The organism is Synechococcales cyanobacterium T60_A2020_003 (genome assembly GCA_015272205.1).
Classification (GTDB): domain Bacteria; phylum Cyanobacteriota; class Cyanobacteriia; order RECH01; family RECH01; genus JACYMB01.
Genome location: JACYMB010000165.1, coordinates 1 through 2659, shown reverse-complemented (window position 1 = coordinate 2659; position 2659 = coordinate 1). Strand labels below are relative to the sequence as shown.

Here is a 2659-nt window from a genome sequence, read left to right as displayed (position 1 = left end):
ATGGAGGCATGGCTGGCGAACCCGACGCTGATGGCAGCGGATGCGGAGGCGGAGTACGCGGACGTGATCGAGGTGGATCTGAATCAAATTAAGGAGCCGATTGTTGCTGCTCCCAATGATCCCGACAACATTAAGCTGATGTCGGAATGTGCGGGCGATCCGATCCACGAGGTCTTTATTGGTTCCTGCATGACCAACATTGGACACTATCGCGCTGCGGCTAAGATCCTGGAAGGTGCGCCCCAGGTCAACGTCCGGCTCTGGATCTGTCCCCCAACCCGCATGGATGAGAAGCAGCTTCGGGAAGAGGGATACTACGGTACGTTTGCCTCGGTAGGTGCGCGAACGGAAATGCCGGGATGTTCTCTCTGTATGGGTAACCAGGCACGAGTCGCGGATGGCGTGACGGTCTTCTCCACCTCGACCCGTAACTTCAATAACCGCATGGGTAAAGATGCGCGGGTTTATCTCGGTTCTGCGGAACTGGCGGCGGTTTGTGCACTGTTGGGTCGCATTCCGACCGTTGAGGAATACCTAGAGATTGTGACCAAGAAGCTCGATCCCTTTGCGGCGGATCTCTATCGCTATCTCAACTTTGATCAGATTCCAGGATTTGAAGATGAGGGGCGTGTAGTTCCGCTAGAGGAAATGCCTAAGATTGAAGATATTTTAGGAATCCCCGCAGGAACGCTGTCCTAATAGCTTGCTGTTTAACGAAACTGCTGACGAAAGGGAGTTTTGCTTCGGGAAAACTCCCTTCTTAAATTAGGTACATGTGGATATAGTCCTCGTTCTAGTCCTGTATAGACTGCAAATACTGGAGCTTATCTAATCGAGACGAGGGGCGATCGCTAGCTGTTAATCATTTACAACGCATGGAAAACGGGACGGGATTTCAAAAAAATGTTCATCCTACATCAGCGGAATGCTGGCGATATGATAGGTAGCGTTCACCTACCCCATTGCCCATGCAATACCTAGCTCCAGCAACAGACTATGATGGAACCCTAGCCACTGACGGCGTTGTTGATTCAATCACTTTAGATGCCCTTCGGCGTTGGAAGGCATCAGGTCGCAAGCTAATCCTAATCACCGGGCGACGCATGGATGACTTCTTGAGCGTGTTTTCCCACATGGATCTCTTTGATCTAGTAGTGGTAGAAAATGGCGCAGTGCTGTACTTCCCTGAAACGGGGGCAGAGCGACTATTGGCAGAACCACCCCATCCAGAGTTTGTGAGTCAATTGAGCGATCGCATTCTCCAAAGCACACCCGAAGGTCAGATTCCGCCAGAATTTCAAACCTTAGTTAAACAGCAAAACCTGAAGATGCTCGCCGTTGGTCGCATCATTGTGGCCACGTGGGTTCCCCATGTCGCAACGGTTCAAGAGTTGATTGAGGTGCTAAGTCTAGATCATCTTCAGATCATCAGGAATAAAGGGGCAGTCATGATTTTGCCCGAAGGAATTGACAAAGCCCACGGATTAAATGCGGCTCTAGAGGAAATCGGGATTCCCCATGCCGCCACGGTTGGTGTTGGGGATGCCGAAAACGATGCCGTCTTCTTGGAGTTATGCGGCTTTTCGGTAGCGGTCAGTAATGCCCTAGACGACCTCAAAGCTCAGGTACATTGGGTTACCGCTACCACACGGGGGGCTGGGGTAGCGGAACTGATTGATCGCTTACTCGTGGAGGATCGGTAAATGCCAAGTTTTTCGTATTCCTCTGTAATTGACGCACCGATTGACGTTATCTGGCAGTTTCATGAACGTCCTGACGTGCTCAATGTGCTGACTCCATCCTGGCAATCGGTAGAGGTGGTGCGCCGGGAGGGTGGTTTAGACGTTGGAGCAGTATCAGAATTCCGCCTGTGGTTTGGGCCGATCCCTGTCCAGTGGCTTGCCCAGCACATTGAATGCGATCGCCCCTATTTATTCACCGACGAGCAAGTGCAAGGCCCGTTTGACCAATGGGTACATCGTCATTGTTTTGAAGCCCTTGAGGGCGATCGCACTTGCCTGACGGATGTAATCACCTACACCCTACCCGGAGGATTAGTTGGATACTGCTTGGGCAATGGCTACGTGCAGCAAGAGCTGAAGCGTCTGTTTACCTACCGCCATCAGGTGACCCAGCAGCTTTGCTGTCGTTGAACAATCACGATCGAAGCCTTATTGACTGTTCTTCAGTAGAATTGGACGCATAACCAAAAATCCGGCGGTAAACGCAGTGACCATAATGGTTAGGACAATGAGCAATAGCCAGAGGCCACTCAGTTGGCGAGGCTCTTTCTCAAGGGCGTGGGGGGATTCGGGGTGCTCGGTGAAAAAGGTCTCAGCCTGATCAATCGTCGGTAAATCTGCGAGGTTTAAAGAGGCTGGCGAGGGCACTGGTGTAACGTCCGGTGCTTTCCCCATTTTTGAGACTTTGGCAGATGGTGCCTGGTCTGGCGCTGGAGCAGGGCGATCGCTCAATCGAGGTTCTGGAGATTCATAGGAAACCTTAGGTGCAAAATTAGGGGCGATCGCGGGAGGCATGACCTCTGCGGGCGGCGGATCAAATCTCTGCACCGAATTTTGAGGAGCAATCACCTGTTGCAGGTTCAAAGCGGACTGTACGATCGTTTGCACTTCCTGTTTAAGGAGCGCATTTTGGCGAG

4 protein-coding genes are annotated in these 2659 nt (G+C 51.9%); 3 read left to right on the top strand and 1 reads right to left on the bottom strand.

Annotation, left to right across the window (positions count from 1 at the left end):
• The 3 genes from IGR76_08705 to IGR76_08695 form a co-directional block, all read left to right on the top strand.
• The coding region (locus IGR76_08705; protein ID MBF2078586.1) for an aconitate hydratase B at positions 1–699 on the top strand (699 nt) is incomplete at its 5' end.
• Between the two features lie 269 nt (positions 700–968).
• Entirely contained in the window at positions 969–1703 is a 735-nt protein-coding gene (locus tag IGR76_08700; protein MBF2078585.1) for an HAD family phosphatase, read from the top strand.
• Positions 1704–2153, top strand: coding sequence for an SRPBCC family protein (locus IGR76_08695; protein MBF2078584.1), 450 nt, complete (start codon positions 1704–1706; stop codon positions 2151–2153).
• A gap of 18 nt (positions 2154–2171) precedes the next feature.
• Here IGR76_08695 and IGR76_08690 read toward each other — a convergent pair.
• Positions 2172–2659 (bottom strand): hypothetical protein (locus IGR76_08690; GenBank protein MBF2078583.1); only part of this gene is annotated, 488 nt, incomplete at its 5' end.